Raw genomic sequence first — 22,765 nt, 5'->3', positions numbered from 1 at the left:
CAAACAGCACAGTGAGTTTAACCTATGAGTCTAAAACACCTATCAACAGCTGCACTCGCATTATTTTTGGGGCTGGTCGTTATACCATCACAGGCAAGTGCGATATCACAAAACGAAAAACAAGCCGCGATAGAAAAAATCACCCAGTTGATGACCGAGCATTATGTTTTTCCAGAGGTCGCAACCCAAACCAATGATAAACTATACAAGGCATTTCAAGCGGGCCACTTCGCGTCTGCACAAGACCATACATCATTTTCCAAAGCCCTGACCGAGTGGTTAAGAGCAACGGCAAAAGACCGTCATTTAAGAGTGCGAGCTAACCCCGTGGGTGAAGAGGTGAGCGGAATTGAGTCTTCAATACGTGACAACTTACTCAAACCAACACGACATAAGTTTTTAAATTACGGCGTCCTCTCCGCGAGAGTATTAGAGAACAATATTGGCTATATAGATTTACGTGCTTTTTATCGACTGGCCGACAGTAAACCTTATATTGATGCGGCAATGAAGCTGATGGCAAAAACCGATGCGGTGATCATTGATTTGCGAAAAAATGGTGGGGGCTCACCGCGAACTGTCCAGTATATATGCAGCTATTTTTTTGATGAAAAGCTGCTGCTGAACAGTCTTTATTTCCGAGACGGCGACGAGACAACCGATTTCTACGTGTTGGATGAAGTGGGTGGCAAGAAAATGCCTGATGTTCCTTTGTATGTGTTGACCAGTAGTAAGACCTACTCAGGTGCAGAAGAGTTTAGTTATAACATGCTGACCAGAAAGCGGGCGACGCTCGTCGGTGAAACAACAGGAGGCGCTGCCAACCCAGGGGGGATGTTCACAATAAATGATGAGCTGCGTATGTTCATTGCTACAGGCACAGCCATCAATCCGGTCACTCAAACAAATTGGGAAACCTCAGGCGTAAAACCTGATGTGGCGATTGGTGCTAATGAAGCACTGGATAAAGCGGTTGAAATGGCAAACAAAGTAGTTGAGACCAACTGGCTAACTGAAAAGGCCAGGCGAGAAGTTGAGATAGACAGGTTGTTTGCTTTACTACAAAAAGTAAGACTGAGCGATAAACCCCTGTCAGACATCAAGTCTATTTATGCCACTAAGGTTTCAGAATTGGTAAAGCAATTACCTGAACCAGATCGGGTGATTGCCGAAATGGCTTACGAATATTGGGATAAAGAGCCTAAGTACGCTGTGTTTCTATTTGATGTAGCTGTGCAACTGAATAATCAAAATATGTACTTTTTTGCCTACTGGGCCAGAGCGCTCGCTGAGCTGAATGAGATGCAGCAGGCAACAAGTGTTATCAAGCGGGGATTAAAGTTGGCGTCTGATAAGGAAGACAAAGACATGTTGCAAGATACTTTAGCTGAGCTGGAACAATCTACAGTCGGACTTTAGCTGTCACCTCCTTCGGCAAATAACTTCGTCATTAAGCAATTTATTGCGCGGTCATTGCCGCGCAGATTGCTAGTTTAAACAAGCAGGATCCAGCCAGTGTGCTATTTCAGGGGCGTATTTGGTTTGCCATAGTTGGGCAGCCTGCAATTCCGTATGCCCCTCGATAATAGACAGAGCCGACGCATCAGCAATCATGTTTTGTGAAAAGTTGACTTTCTTTAGCAGGTTATAAATACAAGGGTAAGTCTGCTCCAGACCTGGCCAGCCTGCTTTTCTTAACCAGCCTTGTTGCGGATTACCGCAGTCATTGATCAGGTTGCGATTGATACCCCAGCCAGCTTCGGTCTCACAGGCTTTTTCATACGCAGGAAACTCGACAAATTGTCCGGGTCGGTAAAAGTCCGTCCAGTTAGGAGTCCAGTTTATGAGTACAATTGGCTGATTGCGCTCACTGGCTTGTTCCAGTTTCTGCCAAAGTTCTGCTTCATTACTGAGGCGTTCTATTGTGAAGTTAAGTCCTAATGCGCGTATTAAGTCCGCGTCCTGATAATCCCAGTCAATTGTATAGAAGGTGCCTTTAGCCTCTTCAGGTTTGGCTGAAAACAAGGAAGCACAGGCATTGAGTGCTTTCCAGTCGGGCAGCCCGGGGCAAAGCGCTGCGACATAGTCGGGGTACCACCATTCCTCGCGGACCATCGCGTCGTGCATGCCTAAATCAACAATATACTGGTTATCCAGCATTCTGTTGAATGACCCCGCCATGGATTGCTGCCAGATCTCAATCTGAAAGTGAATTAACCCTTTTTGCAAAGCTCCCCATTGGTCGCGCGCAGACATATCGCGGTAGCTAACGGCAAATCCATAGCGTTTGACCATGTCACCTACGGCATGTGACAGTACTCGTTGGCTCGCCCAATTGTTCAGTGGAATAACAATCTCGGCTGATTTGCTCATTGCTGATATAGGGCCGGGTAGTACACAAATGAGGAAACCAAGCACCCAATGGATAAATGCCCTACTCAGATCAACCAGTGCAGGCTCCTCAGCGGGTTTTTCAGTGTGCATTATTGATATACAACTTTTCTAACATCAAATAAGTATAGAAGTGATTAACTTAATGACCAAAGTCACGCCCCCTTTGGGAGCTGCCTCCTCACATTAAGGTGCCAGGCTGTTTATCACTTGCATTGCACTCAGTAGTGACCCATGACATGAATGTCATTATTCGGACCCCTAAAGCAAGCTATATTCCAGAGGCACTTGCGAACACCTGCATAAATCAGGTATCCGCATCTGGTAAAGGCATCTAATTAACCACCGCAACGATCAACCTAAATATCAAGGCAAGTATCAGTAACAGGGTACCGAGCAGGCTGAAGTTGACTAGCCACTTCAGCGGGTAATAGAGCCTGGGATTGGTTCTTTTTAGTTTTTTTGCCCGGCTCAGCGTGGGCATTAGGCGAGCAAATAGTCGGTTAAATGGTCCGGATTGATCGCCCGGTAAATTTGGCACGAGTAACAAGCGTACAAACTTTTTATAGAGCCAGTTGACCGGGCGGCCCAGTATATTCACTGGCCGATCGATATCACACATCAGTATCAGTCGGTACTGCCTGGTGTCGTTTTTCACGTAATGCAGGTAGGTTTCATCAAACATAAATGCGTGACCATTGCGCCAGAACGCCCTTTTTCCGTCGACAGAAATAAAACAATCGGGATCGTTCGGCGTGTCCAGCCCCAGGTGATAGCGTAAAGAGCAGGCAACCGGGTCAAGGTGACGGGTAAGCTGGGCATTTGGGGGCAACAGGGTAAACATGGCGCCGTTTACACTGGGGATCGATTTTAAGAGTGCAACGGTATTGGGGCACAACGCTTTAGCTGAGTGGAGTGTTTCTCCGTACCAGGTGCAATAGAACTTACTCCAGCCATATTTATAAAAAGTACGAAACCCGACATCATAATAGCTGGCGTTCTCCTGCGCAGTCGTTTGAATAAACTGGCCGCTGGCCATTAACTGTGACGCCTCGGCAGCAATGATTTGCCAGTTATCCTGTAGCAGCTTCAGTTCCGGGTAATCATCCACACTGGTAAAAGGTGCCCGCGCACGTCGGTGAGATGTCACATAGAGAAAAACATTTAACGGCGCAAAAATAGGCCAGCCTTTACGCAGATATTCATGCACAGTGGTAAATCGCGCACAGCCCCGGAAACGGTAGACGTAAATCATGGCACAGACACTCAGAAACAGCAGAAATAAAATAGGCATCATAGGTTTTAGCCCGAACAGTTAAAGGAAGTCTCAGCGTACCCATTTAATTGTCGATGAAGTGTCAATGCCTGGTTCGACATTTCATTGACATTCTCTCTGTCACAGTGCCCAGTAACCGTATCAGAGGATGACTGACCAATGAAACACCACGCTATTTTATTATTATCTGCTTTGTACGCTTTACCTGTGTTGGCAAACTCAGAGCCCGAAATGATGTCTATGCCAATCGACATCGCCGGACCTGTCGCTGTATTTGAGCCACCAGCGGGTTGGCGATATGCCCTTGGGCTTGGCATTGAATCCGAACCTGAATATCACGGCTCGGGCGAGACGGTGACAGAGGCTGACCCCTATATTGAAGTTGCTTATCGATCCCAACGTTGGGCGTTTCAATCCAACCTGATGAGCAACGCGGTATTCTATCAACTTCAGCCTGATCTTGTGTTGCGTGGTTGGCTCAACTTTGAAGAGGGAAGGGAGCAAAACGAGGCCAGTGACACGAGTTTAGATGGACTGGGTGACATAGATGAAATGATGGAGTGGGGCGCTGGGGCTGCATGGCAAATTCATGGGTCACTGACATTGGGCGTGTTTGCGCAAACTTATACAGGGGGAGATCCCAAAAAGGGCAGTGTGGGGTTTGTGACAGTCCACTATCGAATAGTGAATGAGTCAGATTTAAAACTCGAGCTGGGGGCTGATATCAGTTTTGCAAACGGTGACCACATGCAAACTGAGTTTGGTATTACGGCTGCACAAGCCAGGGAGAGTATTTACTCATCTTATCAGCTCGGTGGTGGATTAAAGTCTTACGGGATAAGTGCAAACGGGGTATACGCGTTTAACAAAAGCTGGTTATTATCGTTTGCAGTGGATTATGAGGTGTATGCCTCAAAAGTGGCAGACAGTCCATTAGTGAGAGCGGGCAGTGACAATGAAGTCGAGGCCAGCCTTGGTCTGATCTATCGCTTTTAATTGAGAACTGAGGTGTAACGCGGTGTTGCGAATATTAATAGCAGAAGATCATCTGGATATTGCAGAGAATATCGGAGATTACTTAACGGCCAAAGGCCATCAGGTTGACTTTGCTTATGACGGGGCAATGGCTGTGAGTCTGGCACAATCGCAAACGTTTGACGCGATTGTGATGGACATCATGATGCCCAAACTGGACGGGTTAAAAGCCACGGCTCAGATACGCCAGGGGCAGCAGCCTCAGGTGCCCATTTTAATGCTGACAGCAAAAGATCGGCTGGATGATAAGCTGAACGGATTTGATTCCGGGGCGGATGATTATATTCTTAAGCCCTTCGCCATTGCTGAATTATATGCCAGGTTGCTTGCCCACACCCGTAAGGCACAAAATGATTACCACTCTGTTTTGGCCGTGAATGGTCTGGCGTTAGATCAGAAGAACAAAACGGCATGTTTCAATGGCCAGGCCCTGAAGTTAAACCCAACCACCTTTAAAATTTTGACTTTACTATGTAAAAGTCACCCAAACCTAGTGGATAAAGCAGAGCTGGAGTTTCAACTCTGGGGCGACCTGCTGCCAGAGAATGATGTATTGAGAAGTCATGTTTATAATCTGAGAAAGTCGTTGGCGGGGTGTGCGGAACACTTAAAGATCCAGTCAAAACATGGTCAGGGGTACCAGCTTGTTTTTATCTGATTGTCAGTCAAAGTTAGCTCGCTTTGCCCGTACTTTGAGCCTGAGTCAGCGTGTTAAGGCCACGTTTATCGCCAGCTTTAGTGTGTTTTGCATATTGAGTTTGCTGGTGGTATTTGCCGCAACCAAAGGCACAGAGGATTATATTTTTGAAAAGCAACTGAGCCGGGCTGTGACTCAGTTTAGTCAAAACTATGCTCAGAGACACACGTTTTTATTCCCTGAAGGGATAGTGGCCTATGCCCGGTTTGCTGATATTCCGCCATTGCTTGCTGAGTACATCGACAGCACCACACCTGGCGTGTTTGAGCTGGAACATCCCGACGAACAAGACTTTCATTATGCCGTTGCCAGAATGCCGGATAATTCTTTGTATTACTTCATTTATGATGTCAATGAGGTGGAAATTTCCGAAAACCTCGAGCGCATGATGATGCAGATTATTTTTTCCAGTTTTACGTTGTTTATTTTGCTGTTTTTTGTGATTTTTCATCTTGTGTTGAAACGCTCGCTTGCGCCGATGTTTACTTTGATTGAGCAGGTTAAAAAAAGTGACGGGTCGTCAGATGCGCGATTTATCAATGAATACAAATATGAAGATGATGAAATCGGCCTACTGAATAAAACACTGGCTGACTATGCGCAGCGTATTGAAGCGTTCGTTCAGCGAGAGCGCGAGTTTACCAGTTTTGCCAGTCATGAATTACGCACCCCAGTGACGGTGATCAAAGGCGCCAATGAGCTGTTAAAACTGCACAGTGAAAGGGAGCCGGCGCTGGCAAAACCGCTGGCACGACTGGAGCGTGCAGTTAATAGTATGGAAGACATGATCACCGTACTACTTGAATTGGCAAGAGAGGATAAAACAGGACAAACGGCGCAGGCTGAGTTGGCCTCAGTGGTTGAGGAAGTCTTGTTAGCGTTTCAGTGTCAGGCGGATAAAAATGGCAAAACGCTGTCTTTGATCGCATCGTCGCAAAATAGCCCAAGCATCACACGCGTGAATGGACTGATTGTGATTAGCAACCTGGTCAGAAATGCCATTCAGCACTCGACAGATGCGGACATAGAGCTGCGTGTGACAGACAGTACTTTTAGCGTGAGCAATACATTACAACCCGGGCAATCGGCGCATGTCCGCGAGTTTTTTTCTGGCACAGAGCAAGGGTATGGGCTCGGAAAAATCATTGTTGAACGTGTTTGTCGCCAACAAAACTGGCAATACACGCAACGCATAGAGGGGAGTCAGATCTGTGTCACAATCGATTTTTCCGGGTGAGTCTAAGGTGAAACAGGGTATAAGCTTGTGCCTGTTTATTTATCCCATTTCTCCAAGATTTTAATAAAAAGGTAAAGGACAACAAATACAAACAGCGCAATTTCCAGTGCCAGTATGCCCGTGTTGCCGCCTGAGATTGCGCGAAGAAAGTCGCCACACTCGCCACTGCACTGACCGACTCGCCAGGCCCAGGCGTTGTTTGATATCAGTGCAAGGATTAAGAAGAAAAATGGATATTTCATTGAGTCAACGCCTGTATCGACAATCAGTCCTTCATTATGCCAGGTCATCGCGGGCTGCTACACCAGTTTTGAACCTGTCTGCATAGATGAAAGCTAAGAGCAGGTGATGTCAGGCTGGCAAGATATAAGCCGAGCTCGTTCATAGATTAGAAGCAGAACTTGCTGGCAGCCATCACTGCATTAGCCTGTCTGCTAAAAACTTAAGATGTTGAATTTTGACGCCGCCCTCTTCAGTGTGCAGTAGAATAAGTCTGGCATGTGCGGGACCCGTGCTGAACTGTAATGAGAGCAGATAAACCGCGGTCGTTGTCGTATTGCCTGTAAAGGAAGTTCTTGTATTCATGTTTTCAAGTTGTATACCTTCAATATGCTCAAGCTTACCCAGTGTTGAGATTTTCTCTATGTACATTTGCCATTGTTCTGGTGTTGCGGATGATACGGCTTGTTCAATCATAAGGCTCTGAATAAAATCAAGATCCCAGTTCGTGACTTGTGGCATTTGCTGTTCTAAGAAGGGAATAAAGGTCTCGTCCGGATCTGCTTTGTTTAAACCCGTAATAATCGCTATCCCAATAAAGAAGACAAAAATGCTACTAATCCCAATACCCAAAACCTTTAGTACTTTCATATGGTGACTGCCTATAAACCAAAATGATTGATTGCAAAGTGAGGGAAAAATACAGACCCTGCTTATGCTATTTATGTGAAGTTCCCAGTTTATCACTAGGTACAATTTGAGTGTACTGTGATAAACAAAAAGCCATGGGTAAGGTATCGGTAAACGCGGTGTGGGTTTTGGAGCCAGTGAGTTCGTGGTTAAGGTGGCCATGGGTGGCTGAGTTTTATGCCGATGATAGTTGTATCCACTCCAAATGCAGCACAGCGCCAAGAGTGCTAAGTGTCGTGTCGGTTTCTGGGGGGAGTTGCGTTATTACTGTCATTTTTCTCGCTGAATAATATTCATCATGAGCGTTACATTTTTAATTTTCGTGCGATCAGTATTGTTATGTTCCTTCAGTTTCCCTCAAGTGCAGATACATAAATTTCAATAACTTTACATTAAATATCAATCTTTATGTCATTTTTAACAGTCTGCTGGATGAAATATTATAACAGTTTTTTTGAATGTATGTTGCAATTGGATCGTTCCATTTGCTACCTTTGTTAACAGTTTCACAACACAGTACTGACATGTTTATCGCAGTAAGTGACCTTGTTGTATAGGTACAAGTAGTTAAACCACTTGTTTGCCCGGTGGCTATGGGCGGTTGTTTAAGTGCATTGTCAGTTAGAAAAAGAGTAACAATACAACAAGGTACAACAAGGAGAAGACATGAGTATCACACGTTTTAAACTATCAACCCTATCCACCCTAATGTTTACTGCATTGAGCTTGCCTGCGTTCGCACAAGAGCCTGTTTTTCAGGGGCATACCGAAGAAGCAAAACTACAAAGCAAATCTAAAAAGAGTGCCAGCAATCGTTACATAGTGCGCTTTAAAGAGACATTGTCGGGGGGCAAAAACAGCTTTAATAATTATATTGCACTCAACTATCTGTTTACTGCAGGTGCGGAGCCATTGTTTGCACTCAATGGTCAGCAAGCGATGGTGGCAGAGCTGGATGAGTACAGCCTGGAGACACTGCGAGGCTTTTCGTCCGTTGACTCAATCGAAATAGACCCCAAGCGTTATGTGTTACCCTTAGCTAAGTCTGCGAATCAAATCGTACCTTTTGCACAGAGTACACCGTATGGGATTACTATGGTGCAGGGTCACTTATTGCCTCAGTCCAATACCTCTGCAAGAAAAGTCTGCGTGATTGATACAGGCTACAACCTTGGCCACCCCGATTTACCTTATGGTAATGTAACCGGGGTTGCGAACAACAATGCGGTGGGTCGTTGGAACAATGATGGCAATGGCCATGGTACACACGTTGCGGGAACCATCGCGGCAGAGGATAACAATCAGGGCGTGGTCGGTGTGTATCCCGGTGTGGATCTGCACATTGTCAAAATTTTCGATGACAACGGGCAATGGACTTATGCCTCGAACCTGGTGAATGCAATTCAGCAATGTAAAGATGGCGGAGCTCAGGTTGTGAATATGAGTCTGGGTGGTGGTAATTACTCCAACAGTGAAAATACTGCGATGCAGAATTTCGTTGATGGGGGCATGATATTAGTGGCTGCTGCTGGTAACGATGGTAACAGCTCTAAGTCTTATCCGGCTTCCTACAACTCAGTTATTTCTGTGGCATCTGTTACTTCAAGCGAAAGTCGTTCATCGTTTTCTCAGTACAACGATCAGGTTGAGCTTGCGGGTCCCGGTTCCAGCGTTAACTCAACCTACCCGACTAATACTTATCGGAGTCTGAGCGGTACATCCATGGCCTCACCTCATGTTGCTGGTGTCGCAGCATTGGTGTGGAGCCACAACGGTCAGTGTAATAACCAGCAGATCCGGGCCGCCCTGAACGCAACTGCCAAAGACAAAGGTGCGGCGGGTCGTGACAATTATTATGGCCATGGTATCGTTCAAGCCAAAGCTGCATCAGATTACATTGCAGCCAATGGCTGTCAGGGAGGCGGCGATCCGGGTGGTGTAACGCCTGTGAATGGTTCATTGCCAAATTTACAGGGCAACCAGAATGGCTGGACGCACTACACCTGGGATATTCCACAGGGGGTTAAAGAGATGGCGCTGACCATCACCGGTGGTACTGGAGATGCTGATCTGTATGTAAGGTACAACGCTCAGCCAGATGCAAACAATTACACCTGTCGTCCCTGGAAGAATGGCAATGAAGAGCAATGCTTATTTACTAACCCAAGCTCGGGTGTATGGCACATAAGCCTTTATGGCTACAACAATTACAGCGGTGTGACGTTGAATTATTCTTATAAATAAACGCCTGTTAGGCCAGGTTTACCCATAAAAATCCAAGGCGCTCATTGAGCGCCTTTTTACAAGCTCAGATTATCGAATCTAAAGAAATCCCGATAAGTTGACGTTGCCTATGGTAGTGCCACTATATCGAGGCAAGTTTGCTAAGGTTTGGCTTTATTCGTCATGTACTTTTTACCAAAGGCTGGGGTGTTCCAGTGATTGTGAGTCAGAGGTGGCATGTCTAACATGAGTTGCTGGTGGCAAATGTAACACCTAAATGTATGCCTTTAACGTGCCCACATAATGTAGTGGGTGTGAAATAAAAAGAAGGGCAGATAAGAGGTCGTGTCTTTAATTTAGTCATGAACAAGCACTATCCTTATTTTGGTTATAATGATCCGTTTCGGCACAATCGGCATTAGGTGCAATAATCAGTACTTTTACAGTGACTGAGGTGTGAGTGGAGTGTGATTTATATCAAGTGATTGGCTGGTTCATCAAAAAAAACGTCGCAATGAGCAGACAGTTACCGTGAAAGCGTTCAAAATTCTGTGTTAGCAGGAAGTGACAGGCCACCTGGGGAGTTGACGTTGTCCAGGATAACCATGTGTAGGGTGAGATAACTCAGGTAAAATCCAGGCAGAGTCACTTTTTCGCGACTGCTGGCAAAAAATTTAGTTTGTTTTCTTGACCTTAACTTAAGTTGAGGTTCTAGCCTTAAGTTAATCTCAAAGAAAAGGAAAATGATCATGATGATTCAAGATTATATTAAATCGCTTCAGTTGACTCAGCAGCATGCCTGTTTGGCACAGCTCAGGGAAATCCAGGAAAAGCATCTTGAAATGTATAGCTTTTCAAGCATTAGTGCACTGGGCGCAGAGATAATATCGCTTCAGGAGGAAGCCTTGCTGGATCGTCTGGTACTCAGGAAAAAAGGAGGCTACTGTTTTGAGCAAAATAAGCTGGCTTACCTGGCACTGGAACACTTGGGTTATGAGGTTCAGCCATTGCTGGCCAAGGTACTGTTAAACGGCAATGAAGACAATGCCAGAACTCACCGGGTTACTTTGGTGAAGATCGGGGATGACAGTTACTTATTTGATGTAGGTTTTGGCTCAAAATCACCGAAAGAGCCATTGTGTATTTCTCAGTCCGGCACCATCGAGGTCGGAAACTACCATTATAAAATAACCCGCACAGCGTCAGACGTGCGTATTGAGCTGTTACAACCTGAGCAGGTTAGCCTTTACAGTGTCTCGCTGGTTCCCGTTACGGAGAAGGACTTTGATGTGGTGCACTTTTACAGCCACCAGCACCCTGAGTCTAATTTTGTGAATAACCTGGTACTTTCCCGAGTGACGGGCGGGCAACGCTTTACCTTGCGCAACTTGCTCTACAGGGAGCTGCACGAAGTAAGTCAATTCAGTACAGTCATCGAAGTCACGTCAGCACAGCAGCTATTGTCTCTAATACGGCAAAAGTTTCTGCTTAATGTTTGTACCTCTGAAGCGGAGCGTTTATTTGCCCGTGCACAGAAAAGCATGAGAATGCAAAGCGCATAACCTATTGAATGGTCATCGCAGCGTAGTGTTTAGTTTTAACTACGCTGCGATGGCAGACTTTTTTTGAGAGATTAGGCACAGGTAATGCGTCCACTAAGCCATTACCACAGCCAAAAAAAAGAGGTAACGTTAAACGTTACCTCTTTTTTATTTATTTCCTGGTAGCGCCATCATGGGCAACCTGATTAGTGATGCAAATTGACAAGTAGTTTCTTTAACAGATTTGCCAGCTGCTGTTTTTCTTCCTCTTCCAGTGGTGATAACAAGTAATGGCCTTTGGCCACGTGCTCGGTGACCACTTCGTTGATCAGCGCCAGCCCTTGTTCTGTCAAACTGACCATGACTCCGCGGCGATCATTGGGGTCCGGATTACGTTTAACTAAATCCTTTGCTTCAAGCTTATCAATGCGGTTGGTCATGGAACCAGAGGTCAGCATTAATGTCTGCAATAACTGGTTAGGCGTTAATGTGTATGGTTCACCTGAACGACGTAATGTCGCCAGTACATCGAATTCTCCCCCATTTAGGCCAAACCGGCTGAATACACCATGCAGCTCTTTGCTGAATATAGCATCCGTTCTGACCAGGCGGCCCATTATGGCCATAGGTGAGGGATCGATATCGGGCCTTTCTTTCTCCCATTGAGCAATTACGGTGTCGACTAAATCATGTTTCTGCATAAAAACTACTTCTCTGTTTTCTTTGATGCGTTAAAGATACTGCAAAACAAACTTGGTGGCAAGAGTTATCACATCAAATATCTTCACAAAAAGTATGTTGACATTAAGATATATTTATTTATCTTAGTATGGAACTTGTTGCATAGAATTTAGCTACTAGGCTTTAAAAGCTAAAGATGGGAAGTGGCATCAAGTGGATTTGTGAAGACTTAGAAACTTAGATGAACGAAATTTAATTAAGGGATTTAAAAATGAACTTACTAAACTCACCAAACACGCATCAATCAGCCAGTGGTGTTGCGCTTGCTGAAGCGGAAATAAAAGCAATAAATCTAATTGAATTAATGCGCCATCAGGTTGCAACACAACCTGATGCGACCGCAGTTGTTGGTCATCATGAGAGCATGACTTTTGCGCAGCTGGATCTGCGAGCACAGCAGATTGCTGCGACATTACAGCAACTTGACGCTAAACCAGACGACTATATAGGCCTATTTGTTGAGCCTTCCGACGACTTGGTAGTCGGCGTGTGGGGCAGCTTATATGCCGGATGTGGTTATTTACCGCTGTCACCTGAATACCCGGACAAACGGGTATTACACATGATCACTGACTCAAAAACCCAGTTGATACTGACGCAATCACACCTGAAAGAAAAAATCATCTCGCTTGTTGGACCTTCTGTTACGGTCATTTGCCTGGAAGAGCTGAGTAATGAGCAGACATACTGCGCAGAGGTTGCCCCGGAAAATCTGGCATACATGATTTATACCTCGGGCAGTACTGGGACACCAAAAGGCGTCATGATTGAGCACGGTAATATCGTTAATCAGATGCGCTGGCTGCGTCAGCAGTTTGGGTTTAATAATAGCACACGCATCATTCAAAAAACGCCATTTAGCTTCGATGCGGCACAATGGGAAATCCTGGCGTGTGCCATGGGCGCCTGTGTGGTGGCGAGTGAGCCTGGCATGTATCGCGATCCTATGGCATTGATTGATGCCATGATTGAAAACGAAGTCACCGTTTTACAGTGTGTACCCACCTTGTTGCAGGCTCTGCTGGACACCCCGGGGATCCAACTTTGTAGCTCGCTACAACACGTCTTTAGTGGTGGTGAAACACTGACAAAACAGCTTGCCGCACAGTTTTTTGAAGAGCTTCCGGGCCTTAAGTTAACCAACCTTTATGGCCCCACTGAGTGCACCATTAACTCATCCAGCTATACAGTAACCCAAAGCACACTGGAGCAGGACTTCGAGGCCATTTCAATTGGTCAGGCCGTTGCAAATACGCACTATTATGTGCTGGATGATGAGCTACAACCGGTTGCAGCCGGTGAATCAGGCGAGCTGTACATCAGTGGTGCGCAGATCGCGCGTGGTTACTTTGACAGAGCTGATATCACCAAGGAGCGTTTTATCTCTAATCCGCACTCTGATGAGCCGCAGCACAGCGTACTTTATCGAAGTGGGGATGTCGTTAAGCTCGATGATCAGGGCAATGCGCACTTCCTGGGTCGCGTTGACAATCAGGTCAAACTACGTGGTTATCGGGTTGAGCTGGATGAGATCCGCCTGGCGATAGAAAAGCACGATTGGGTTAAAAACGCGGCTATGGTGATCAAAAATGATGAGCGAACTGGATTTCAGAATCTGATTGCCTGTATTGAGCTGAACAAACGTGAAGCGGCGGTGATGGATCAGGGCAATCATGGTGAGCACCACCAGTCGAAGAAAAACAAACTTCAGGTAAAAGCGCAGCTCTCTAATGCGGGTTTTCGCTCAGAGGCGGTACTCAAAAATGAGCCATCTTTTGAATTACCAAATAAACAACCAACACAAGGTCAGTCAGAAACGGTGTTTGCACGCAAAACCTATCGTTTCTTTGAAGGGGGAGAGCTGACACAGCAGGACATCGTTGAGTTACTCGCAACACCAGAGCGTGCGGGAAAGAGTATCGATGTAGCCCAGTTAAGCTATGGTCAGTTCGGTCAGATCATGCGCTATTTTGGTCAATTCAAAAGTGAGGAGCGTTTGTTACCTAAATATGGCTATGCTTCGCCAGGTGCGCTATACGCAACTCAGTTATTTGTTGAAATTCATCAGCTTTTCGACCTGGATGCCGGTATTTACTACTACCAGCCAGAGCAACACACACTGCATTTAGTACGCCCGGTTGCTGAGCGCAGTGAAGCTCAGCTGAAAGTTCATTTCCTGGGTAAGCAGCAGGCAATCGAGCCGGTTTATAAAAACAACATTCTGGAAGTGTTGGAAATGGAAACTGGACACATGCTGGGGCTGTTTGATCAGGTATTGCCTTTATTCGGGCTGGCTGTTGGCAAAGGGGAATTCACTGAGTCACTGCAAGAGTGCCTCGCGGTTGAGCACGATGATCAATACCTGGGCAGTTATGAAATTACCCCGGCGGCGCAAGGCGTGCCGCTGCAAGAAGTCGAGTCAATAGTGCAGATCCAAGGTGTTGAGGGTCTGGAGAATGGTCAGTATTCGCTGCAAGGTGGTGAATTTGTGCCACTGTCTGAAAAACTCATAGAGAAGAAAAGCGTCATCGCGATTAATCAGCAGGTCTATGAGCGTTCCAGCTTTGGTGTATCTATGCTCAGTCACACGACTGAAGCATGGCGACACTATGTCGACCTGGGCAGACGCTTACAACAGCTGCAAATGAACAAGCTGAATATTGGTCTGATGTCATCCGGTTACAGCTCGAAAAGTGGGAATAACCTGCCATCAGCGGATCGCTTTGGCGCTATCCTGGCTGAGCAAGGTAAAGAGATGAAGCCGTTCTATTTCTGTATCGGCGGCAAAGTTTCTGATGAACAGATGCGCAGCGAAGGGATGAAAGAAGACGCCATCCACATGCGTGGTCCGGTAGAAATCCTGAAGGATGACCTGCAAAGCCGCTTACCGACTTACATGGTTCCGAATCAAATCGTGGCGTTTGATGCCTTCCCGCAAACTGCCAACGGCAAAGTGGATTATATCGCTTTACGTGACAACGAGAAGCTGTCTCAGCTAGGTAATGACGTGCCTTATATCGAGCCACGTAACCCGCTTGAAGAGCACATTGCAGAAATCTGGAAGCAAACACTGAAATGGGATAAAGCGTCTGTTAAAGACAACTTCTTCGAAAGCGGCGGTAACTCACTGACAGCGGTGACCTTACTTAACCGCATTAACAAGGAACTCAGCCTGAACCTGCCTATGCAGACGTTGTTCCAGGCCCCCAGTATTGAGGATTTGGCCCAGCATATTCAGGAAAGTGATCACGACACAGACAATCGACTGATCTCATTAAATAATTCATCAAAAGACAGCAAAGTATTCTGCTGGCCGGGTCTGGGTGGTTACCCCATGAGCCTGAAGCCTCTGGCAGAGAAAGTGGCTGATCAGGCTGAATTTATTGGTGTTCAGGCTCATGGTATCAATGAGCAGGAAGTGCCGTACCAGACTATCAGTGAGATGGCGCGTGCAGACATTAAATTGCTAAAAGAAGCACAACCAGAAGGTCCTTACACATTATGGGGATATTCATTTGGTGCCAGAGTGGCGTTTGAAGTAGCACACCAGCTGGAGCAGGCAGGGGATGAGGTGAAGGATCTATACCTGATTGCACCTGGATCGCCGGAGCTGCCGCAGTTTGCCAGCCGGGCACGCGTACCGTGTTTCAGTTCAGGGGCATTTGTCACCATCTTATACTCAGTGTTCTTCCAGAAGATCAGCGGTCCGGTGCTTGAAAAGTGCCTGGAAGTCGTGACCGACAAAGCCAGCTTTATCGACTTTGTGTGCACCAACCACAGAGCACTCAATCAGGACATGGTGAAACGCATTGTCGATATCGTGGTGCAAACCTACGAGTTTAAATACACCTTTAACGAATTGCTGGAGCGTAATGTGAAGGCACCTAAGGTGATATTCAAAGCGCAAGGAGATGATTATTCATTCCTGGAGAACATTCCGGGATATGCAGAAGACGAAACTCGCACAATTCACCTGGAGGCAGACCACTATGCCTTGCTTAAACACCCGGGTGTTGAAGAGTTGTTTGACTGTATTGTTGATTACCAGAGTGAAGCAGAAGCCTTTAACCGCTTGCTGACCGCCTAACGCATTTAAGGAGAAAAACCATGCCACATGTAGATATTCATTATTTTGCGTGCCCGGTTTCTGATATAGCGAAAGAAGCCATTGCACAAACCATTACGGCAATTTTGAGTAAAGAGCTCAATTGCGGTGAAGAAGTGATTTCAGTTGCCTTGTGCCCTCAAGTACCTGAGGACTGGCAGCAAAACGTATACCAGCCGTTAATTACGGCGCAAAAAGATAAACTGATTAAATTTCCGAATTACTAAATTTACGAATTATGACAAGGACAAAATTATGAACAACTTATCAATCCCATTAGTTATTAAACCAGAAGTTCAAGCAGCACTGAGACAAGGCAAACCTGTTGTCGCACTTGAGTCTAATGTTATTACCCATGGACTGGATTACCCGGATAATCGCCTCACTGCATTGAAGGTTGAAGCCGCGGTGCGTGAATCAGGTGCTGTGCCTGCTACCATTGGTATTGCAGACGGTAAATTCCTGATAGGCATGAACGAGGAAGAAATTGAGCTGTTCGCAACAACGGCCAATATTCCTAAAGTAAGTACTCGTGATTTGCCTGTGGTACTGGCCAAGAAACAGCTGGGTGCAACCACCGTAGCCTCATCGCTAATCGCGGCAGAGATTGCGGGCATTGATTTCTTCTCTTCGGCAGGGATTGGCGGGGTACACCGTGGTGCACAGGAAACCATGGATATTTCATCGGATTTAATTCAGTTCACCCAGTCGCGCGTTGCTGTCGTGTGTGCTGGTGCGAAGAATATCCTGGATTTGGGCCTGACGCTGGAGTTCCTGGAAACCCATAACGTACCCGTGATCTCTTATCAGTTTGATGATTTCCCCGCTTTTTACTGTCGCTCAAGTGGCTTTAAAGCACCACAACGTATCGACGATGCCGATTTGCTGGCCGAAATCATTGAAACGCAGTGGCGCCTAGATGAAGGACGCAGTGTAGTTATCACAACGCCTACCCGTGAGGAAGATGCGATTGACAGTGAAGAAGTCAATGAAGCGATTAATGATGCTGTGCGTGCCGCTGAGGCCGAAGGTGTGAGTGGTAATGCGGTCACTAAATACATCATGAAAGCCATTGATAAAGTTACCAATGGTCGTTCAGCACAAGCCAATTCCGCGGTTTTGATTAACACGGCACGTGTGGCTGGCTATCTGGCTGTAGCACATGCAAATCAAAAGCAGCGCGAGCACGATAGCGCAGCATAAGGAAATACGCACAAAAGACATTGACAAATTTTTTTGGTCATATATCTTTATATAAAGATTCTTTGCTTGATGTATCTTTTTGCAAAGTTTTATTCAGGAGCAGCCTTCGGGCTGTTCCCCAAGGTAAAGGAAAAGGAGAAAGTCATGAATATTAAACCCTGGATTTCAACAGCAAGTGTTGTTGCCACTTTGGTAGTAGGAAGTATTGCCCTTAAAGGGCGCATGATCGAAGCACGTAATACCGAGTTTTCAGAGCAAGCCGCGACGGTAGAAGCAATGCGTGTAGAGACAGTACCGTATCAGTCATACATAGATATCAGTGGCGTGATTAAAGCACCACAAACCATCAATTTGGTGAATGAGGTATCGGGTAAAATCACTCAGTTGCACTTTAAGTCGGGCGACTTAGTCAAAGCGGGTGAGCCCTTGCTAGAGATTGATCATGCAGAAGAGCTGGCACAACTGGCCGCGGCCAGGGCGCGCGTCACGCAGCAGGAAAGTACGCTGGTCCGTTATCGCAACCTGCACGAGCGCAAAAAATTCAGCGACCAGCAACTGGAAGAAGCCATCACGCAGCTGGCTGAGTTCCGCGCACAGGTTGACTTACTTACAGCGCGTATTGATAAGAAAGTCATTAAGGCACCGTTTACCGCATATGTTGGGATACACGACCTGCAAGTCGGCCAATACCTGGCACCTAACACTGTACTGACCAACATGGTTGGATTGCAGGAGCACATGTGGGTTGATTTCTCGGTACCACAAACGTATCAGGCACTGGCAATCAATACTCCGATTCGCGTGTCTCTGGTTGGTGACAACGCAGCCCCACAAGTGGCTTACGTTGAGTCGGTAGAGCCTGGTATGACAGCAGCATCCAGACAACTGAAATACCGTGCGCGCATAGAGCGTACCGAGCAGCTGAACACGAATCAGCTGGTTAAGATCAGCTTGCCGATAGGCACTAACCAGGAAGTCATTGCCGTGCCTTACCTGGCCATCGTTAAGGACCAACTGGGTGACTATGTTTATCTGCTGGAGAAAGACGAGCAGGGCACACTCAGAGCAACACGTCAGCAGGTCGAGCTGGGTGAGCGTCTGGGCGACATGGTCATGATCACGGATGGCCTTGAAGAAGACCGCCTGATCGCTAGCGCGGGGGCATTCAAGCTACGCAGCGGCCTGAAAACGTTTGTCTCAGAGCCTCAGCAACCCGAACAGTCTGTTGCAATGGAAGACACTCAGAAAGAAGGAGTTTCGCTATGAAAAATAAAGCCCACTTTATGGATAGATTTGTAACTATGCCGGTGCTGGCCGTGGTGTTATCTGCCATGATTTGCATCGGTGGGCTATGGTCTGTGTTGAAGATCACCGTCCTGCAATTTCCTAAAATTGAAAGCTCGTCCTTGGTGGTCTCGACCACTTATATCGGCGCATCGGCAGATACAGTAAAAGGGTTTGTGACCGAACCCATAGAGCGTGTAACAGCCACGGTCCCCGGTATTGACTATGTGGAATCGACCACAACGGCTGGGGTCAGCACTGTGACTGCGTACCTTAACCTGAATGAAGACAGTTCCAAGGCACTGGCTGAGCTGACTGCCCGGCTGGGTCAGGTCAGCTACATGTTGCCGTCAGAATCCGAAGATCCGGTTGTGACTGTACAACGCGCTGACAGACCTCATGCTTTGTTCTATCTGAATATTGAAAATGAAGGCGTGTCGCTTATTCAGCTAACGGATTACTTATCACGTCAGGTTACACCAGTGCTTAATGGCATTGAGGGTGTGCAACGGGTCGCGATAGAAGGTAGCCGTACCCCGGCGCTGCGAGTTGACCTGGACTCAGCGAAACTGGATGCATTTGGCCTGAGCGCTGACGAAGTGTACAGCGCACTGGCTGCAAACAACACGATTGCCACCCTGGGCTTTACCGAGACCAGTAAGCAACGCATTGACCTGGTGGCCAACACCCAGCTGAAAGATTTAAATGAATTCAAGCGTATGGTTATCAGACAGTCGAACAACGAAACCATTTATCTGCGCGATGTCGCCACTGTCAGACTGGGTTCTGAACAGCCAACTATCAGTGCACGTTTAAGCCAGCAAGATACCGTGTATATCTCGGTCTGGCCGCTGCCAGGTGCGAACGAAATTGCCATTGGTGACGCCTTATATGCGATGACCGACGAAATCAATGAAACCCTGCCTGATGGCATCCGCATTAACTATGCCTACGACGGCACCTTATATATGCGTGATGCACTGAACGAAATCTTTAAGACGCTGGTTGAAACGGTTGTGTTGGTGGGGGCTGTGGTCTTGTTCATGATGGGCTCATTCAGAAGTGCCGCCGTGCCCCTGGTGACCATTCCTATTTCAATTCTGGGCGCGGTTGCAGCCATGTATGTGGTCGGTTTCTCAATGAACCTGCTGACGGTACTGGCCATCGTGCTCTCAGTTGGCCTGGTGGTGGATGATGCCATCGTCGTAGTCGAAAACGTTTCGCGTTACATTCGTGAAGGTAAGCCTAAGTTACAGGCTGCACTGGAAAGCTCCAGACAACTGTTTGTGCCCATTGTTTCGATGACGCTGACACTGGCGATGGTATACCTGCCAATCGGCTTCCTTTCAGGGCTGACCGGGATCTTATTTAAAGAGTTTGCCTTTACACTGGCCATTGCCGTCGTGATTTCCGGATTTGTTGCTGTGACCTTGTCGCCTATCATGAGTGCTTATGTAACGCCTCCGGGTGGTAAAGAAACTAAACTGACACGCAAAGTAAATGGTGGATTTGACTGGTTACGTAAAAAGTATAAAACCGTACTGAGTGCTTCTTTGAACTGGCGCAATCAAATTCTGTTAGGCGCCATGGTATTAAGCCTGCTGGTCGTGCCGTTTTTCACCGGCTCGAAAAAAGAGTTGGCCCCGGTTGAAGATCAAAGCCAGATTTATGTACTGGTACAGTCTCCGCCTGAGTCATCACTGACTTACAATGAAGACAACATGCATGGTGTGGTTGATACTTTACTGGAAATGCCGGGCACAACGCAGATGTGGCAAAACATCTTCACTAACAGTGCATTTGGTGGGGTAGAGTTCATCAGCGCATCGGAGCGTGACTTCACAACGATGTCACTCATCCCTCAGGTGTATGGTCGTCTGGCACAATTACCGGGTATTAATCCGCTGCCAATTTTGCCATCACCTTTGCCTACTGCGGGTCAGTTTGATGTGGAAATGGTGGTTAAATCGTCAGCCAGTTATGAAGAAATGAAACAGTATGCGGACCAGTTGATAGGCAGAGCGTTTGGCAGTGGTCACTTTCTGTATGCAGACACAGACCTGAAAATTGACTTGCCACAAATTGAAGTAACCCTGAAGCGTGAACAAATCGCAGATTTGGGTATGGACCTGGCCCATGTCAGTCGTCAGCTGGGTATCCTGCTTTCGAACAACTATGTGAACCGCTTTGACGCCAGGGGTAAGGCGTACCAGGTCATCCCTGTGGTAGACAGCCAGATTAAAACGGATCCGTCGAAATTACTGAGCCTGCAAATTAAGGCGCACAACGGCACTATGGTTCCTTTGTCTGCCATTGCTGAAATCAACTGGACCACAGTACCGCGTCAGCTGAGCAGCTTTGGTCAACAAAATGCGTTTCGTATCTTCGGTGGTGTGCTGCCAAGCTCAACCAAAGAAGCGGCACTAACGGCGCTGGAAGAAGCGGCTAAAGAAGTTCTGCCTCCTTCTTACATGATTGATTACGCAGGTGAATCAAGACAGATCAGACAGCAAGGCAACAGCCTGCTGGGTGTCATGGCGGTGTCTTTGGTGATTGTTTATCTGCTACTGAGCATTCAGTTCAACAGCTTCAGAGATCCGCTGGTGGTCTTGCTGGGCAGCGTACCGCTGGCAATGATGGGCGCACTGGCACTGTCTTACTTTGAACTGACAACGATGAATATTTACTCTCAGATTGGTTTAATTACTTTGATAGGCTTGATTGCGAAAAACGGTATCTTGATTGTGGAGTTCGCGAATCATTTACAAGAGGAAGGGCGCAGTAAACTGGATGCTGTGGTTGAATCAGCAGCAACCCGGTTACGTCCTATCCTGATGACTACTGCAGCAACGGTGTTGGGTCATTTCCCATTGATGCTGGTAACCGGAGCAGGTGCTGAGGCACGTAACAGCATAGGTATTATTCTGGTTGCAGGCATGATGGTAGGCACTTTATTTACCTTGTTTGTATTACCGGCCTTCTACGTAAAACTTGCGACACGTCGCGAGGCACGTAAGGTCAAAGCCCGCGCAACTGCGAAAGCAACTCCCGCACTTGCCATGAGCTAATCAGTACACCCAGTAACATGCCGCAGAATTCGGGCTTCTAAGGCCCTAAGTCGCAGCAAAGCGCCAGCTTCACCTGGCGCTTTTTTGCGTTAGCGGATAACACAGAAATTTGTTCAGGGTGCAACCAAAGCTGACAAACAACTCAGTCATCCCGGATGCATGCGAGCCGGTATCTACTAAAGCATCACGTTGAAGCAAATTGATGAGAAGATGAGATAGAGCTAAAGTTGGTGTCTATACAAAGCCCCCGCAACTTTCACGAACCACAATTCTCGCTTTCTCCGAACTTTTAAGTCTCGCTAATACCTGGCCTCGTTTCCTACAGACAGCTATAGACTTGAAGATAAGGGTTTTAGGTGGTAGGTTACTGTTCTTATTAAGAATAAACTGTTTTAGCAGTGGGCTGTAAAGGCCTTGGAAACAGGCTTAAACCGGCATTCTCACTAATACACTGTTATAAGCCTAGGAGAGTTTGGCATATGAATCGACTTTCGGTGACACTAGTTGCATTACTATTAGTTGGCTGTGAGTGCGATTCAATCTGTGAAGCAAATAGAGCTACTATTGCATTTTTAGATAAAAACCCTTCTAGTGATCAAATTATTGATTATTTGAATGAGTATAAAGGTGAGGCTCCGGGGGCTGCTACCTATGGGGCAATCGTAAATTGGGGCTTGAAAAATTCTACTAAATTTATTGACACTCTTAATCACCCTAAAATCACAAATAAAAATTTAGATTTAATAGTCTATAAAATTGCAGACTACGGAAACCACGAAGAGTGGTGCAAAATATATAGTGATTTGACAGTGCGCAAGAATGACAAATATATTCGCTCACGGTTGCTTGGCTGTAATTACGGCTTATGACAAGTTACTCAAAAGGACGCAAAATGCTTGGCTTGTGCTCCTTCGTCGCCAATTTTAGCCAAGCATTTATGCGCCCATTAGTAAGGTGCTGGGGGATCCCCTCATAATTGAGGCCTCCCAAGCTGATGTATCAAGCGCACGTATTCGCGTATAGCCCAGAGTAGTTGCTTCCCCGTCATAACATAA

General features: G+C 46.7%; 17 protein-coding genes. 12 read left to right on the top strand and 5 right to left on the bottom strand.

The window, feature by feature from the left end; genetic code table 11:
* Positions 1–24 precede the first annotated feature (24 nt).
* Positions 25–1,419, top strand: coding sequence for a S41 family peptidase (locus tag MHN31_RS19120; RefSeq protein WP_239445074.1), 1,395 nt, complete (start codon positions 25–27; stop codon positions 1,417–1,419).
* Between the two features lie 69 nt (positions 1,420–1,488).
* Here MHN31_RS19120 and MHN31_RS19115 read toward each other — a convergent pair whose 3' ends face one another.
* Together MHN31_RS19115 and MHN31_RS19110 are read right to left on the bottom strand one after the other, a co-directional pair.
* Complete coding sequence (locus MHN31_RS19115) at positions 1,489–2,484, bottom strand: ABC transporter substrate-binding protein (RefSeq protein WP_125562102.1); 996 nt, start codon at positions 2,482–2,484, stop codon at positions 1,489–1,491.
* A gap of 241 nt (positions 2,485–2,725) precedes the next feature.
* Positions 2,726–3,688 (bottom strand): aspartyl/asparaginyl beta-hydroxylase domain-containing protein, encoded by a 963-nt coding sequence (locus MHN31_RS19110; RefSeq protein ID WP_239445073.1) that lies wholly within the window; start codon positions 3,686–3,688, stop codon positions 2,726–2,728.
* Positions 3,689–3,826: 138 nt separating this feature from the next.
* Between MHN31_RS19110 and MHN31_RS19105 the strand changes: the two genes are divergently transcribed.
* The 3 genes from MHN31_RS19105 to MHN31_RS19095 are packed head-to-tail and all read left to right on the top strand — an operon-like array spanning position 3,827 to position 6,636.
* A complete protein-coding gene (locus MHN31_RS19105; protein WP_125562098.1) occupies positions 3,827–4,663 on the top strand; it encodes a MipA/OmpV family protein in 837 nt (278 codons plus the stop codon).
* 22 nt (positions 4,664–4,685) lie between these two features.
* Positions 4,686–5,360 carry a response regulator transcription factor gene (locus MHN31_RS19100; RefSeq protein WP_138538928.1) on the top strand — a complete coding sequence of 225 codons (675 nt, stop codon included), beginning with the start codon at positions 4,686–4,688 and terminating at the stop codon, positions 5,358–5,360.
* Positions 5,347–6,636 carry a HAMP domain-containing sensor histidine kinase gene (locus MHN31_RS19095; protein WP_239445072.1) on the top strand — a complete coding sequence of 430 codons (1,290 nt, stop codon included), beginning with the start codon at positions 5,347–5,349 and terminating at the stop codon, positions 6,634–6,636. The genes MHN31_RS19100 and MHN31_RS19095 overlap by 14 nt, the downstream gene beginning before the upstream one ends.
* Before the next feature lie 35 nt (positions 6,637–6,671).
* Here MHN31_RS19095 and MHN31_RS19090 read toward each other — a convergent pair whose 3' ends face one another.
* Both MHN31_RS19090 and MHN31_RS19085 read right to left on the bottom strand, forming a co-directional pair.
* Positions 6,672–6,926, bottom strand: coding sequence for a hypothetical protein (locus tag MHN31_RS19090; protein WP_125562092.1), 255 nt, complete (start codon positions 6,924–6,926; stop codon positions 6,672–6,674).
* A gap of 124 nt (positions 6,927–7,050) precedes the next feature.
* A complete protein-coding gene (locus MHN31_RS19085; RefSeq protein WP_138538926.1) occupies positions 7,051–7,506 on the bottom strand; it encodes a hypothetical protein in 456 nt (151 codons plus the stop codon).
* Positions 7,507–8,211: 705 nt separating this feature from the next.
* Between MHN31_RS19085 and MHN31_RS19080 the strand changes: the two genes are divergently transcribed.
* Positions 8,212–9,789, top strand: a complete 1,578-nt coding sequence (locus MHN31_RS19080; RefSeq protein WP_194868425.1) for a S8 family serine peptidase — start codon at positions 8,212–8,214, stop codon at positions 9,787–9,789.
* 728 nt (positions 9,790–10,517) lie between these two features.
* Positions 10,518–11,330 carry an arylamine N-acetyltransferase gene (locus MHN31_RS19075; RefSeq protein ID WP_171045103.1) on the top strand — a complete coding sequence of 271 codons (813 nt, stop codon included), beginning with the start codon at positions 10,518–10,520 and terminating at the stop codon, positions 11,328–11,330.
* 185 nt (positions 11,331–11,515) lie between these two features.
* Here MHN31_RS19075 and MHN31_RS19070 read toward each other — a convergent pair whose 3' ends face one another.
* Positions 11,516–12,010: a MarR family transcriptional regulator gene (locus MHN31_RS19070; protein WP_125562084.1), complete on the bottom strand. Its 495-nt coding sequence runs from the start codon at positions 12,008–12,010 to the stop codon at positions 11,516–11,518.
* 251 nt (positions 12,011–12,261) lie between these two features.
* Between MHN31_RS19070 and MHN31_RS19065 the strand changes: the two genes are divergently transcribed.
* The 6 genes from MHN31_RS19065 to MHN31_RS19040 all read left to right on the top strand — a co-directional run bounded on the left by MHN31_RS19065 (position 12,262) and on the right by MHN31_RS19040 (position 22,579).
* Complete coding sequence (locus MHN31_RS19065) at positions 12,262–16,137, top strand: amino acid adenylation domain-containing protein (RefSeq protein WP_194868424.1); 3,876 nt, start codon at positions 12,262–12,264, stop codon at positions 16,135–16,137.
* Between the two features lie 20 nt (positions 16,138–16,157).
* A complete protein-coding gene (locus MHN31_RS19060; protein ID WP_010386797.1) occupies positions 16,158–16,382 on the top strand; it encodes an indigoidine synthase IndC in 225 nt (74 codons plus the stop codon).
* Between the two features lie 28 nt (positions 16,383–16,410).
* Positions 16,411–17,358: a pseudouridine-5'-phosphate glycosidase gene (locus MHN31_RS19055; RefSeq protein ID WP_010386798.1), complete on the top strand. Its 948-nt coding sequence runs from the start codon at positions 16,411–16,413 to the stop codon at positions 17,356–17,358.
* Positions 17,359–17,502: 144 nt separating this feature from the next.
* Positions 17,503–18,624, top strand: a complete 1,122-nt coding sequence (locus MHN31_RS19050) for an efflux RND transporter periplasmic adaptor subunit (RefSeq protein WP_049864447.1) — start codon at positions 17,503–17,505, stop codon at positions 18,622–18,624.
* Positions 18,621–21,710 carry an efflux RND transporter permease subunit gene (locus MHN31_RS19045; RefSeq protein ID WP_239445071.1) on the top strand — a complete coding sequence of 1,030 codons (3,090 nt, stop codon included), beginning with the start codon at positions 18,621–18,623 and terminating at the stop codon, positions 21,708–21,710. The genes MHN31_RS19050 and MHN31_RS19045 overlap by 4 nt, the downstream gene beginning before the upstream one ends.
* Before the next feature lie 479 nt (positions 21,711–22,189).
* Entirely contained in the window at positions 22,190–22,579 is a 390-nt protein-coding gene (locus MHN31_RS19040; protein WP_239445070.1) for a hypothetical protein, read from the top strand.
* Positions 22,580–22,765 lie beyond the last annotated feature (186 nt).

Origin of the sequence: Pseudoalteromonas sp. McH1-42 (genome assembly GCF_022347845.1) — a bacterium.
Taxonomy (GTDB): domain Bacteria; phylum Pseudomonadota; class Gammaproteobacteria; order Enterobacterales; family Alteromonadaceae; genus Pseudoalteromonas; species Pseudoalteromonas rubra_D.
This window is presented reverse-complemented; position numbering and strand designations above follow the sequence as displayed.